This is a genomic window from Bacteroides sp. HMSC067B03, from assembly GCF_001811315.1.
GTDB classification, from domain to species: Bacteria; Bacteroidota; Bacteroidia; order Bacteroidales; family Bacteroidaceae; genus Bacteroides; species Bacteroides faecis.
This window is the reverse complement of record NZ_KV804470.1, coordinates 1-699: the sequence shown is the minus strand read 5'-3', so window position 1 is coordinate 699 and position 699 is coordinate 1. Positions and strand designations below refer to the sequence as shown.

Sequence of the window (699 nt, the reverse complement as noted above, 5' to 3'; positions counted from 1 at the left end):
GCGAAGGATATGCCAACAATAGCGTCACAGACCTTCCACTTGGTGAAAAACCGTATATGAGACTCCTGAACGTCGAGAACTTCAAAAAGCTGGTGTCCCTTGACCTGACCGGGGCAACACGCCTTTTGCGTCTGCTGGCATACGGCAGTTCCCTGCAGATTGTCAACTTTGTCGGTGGCTGTCCGGTTCAATATGCGGAATTGCCGACCACCATGACACAATTCAAGTTGATGAACCTCGATAAGTTGAGCTATAAGGGGCTGAATGCGGACACAGGCATCGTTGTTGAATCCATGCCGAACATCACCACACTGCGCGTGGAAAACTGCCCGCTTATTGACGTTGTAAAGATGATACGCGATATAATCGATTCGCAGGAAGGTAATGTCGTATTCCGCCATATCCGTATCACAAACCGTGATTTCATCGGGAACGGTTCGGAAGTGCTGGAAATCCTGCAGCTCGGTATCGGGGGACTGGATGAAAACGGTAATCAGGTAGAGAAGCCCGTACTTACCGGGAACTATCTGCTGGATGAAGTTATCGAGAACTCGGATATAGAAGCGATCCGCAATGGCTTCGAAGGTTTGACCGTTAACACCATAATCGACGCTTATATCAAAATCATCGACTGGTTTAATGCGGAAGCATACGGTGGAGAACCTTATTATCCCGAAGTCACACTGGATAATGTGGGTG

1 pseudogene is annotated in these 699 nt (G+C 48.5%); it reads left to right on the top strand.

The window, feature by feature from the left end:
* Positions 1–699, top strand: a pseudogene (locus HMPREF2794_RS23925) (hypothetical protein); the annotation flags it as partial.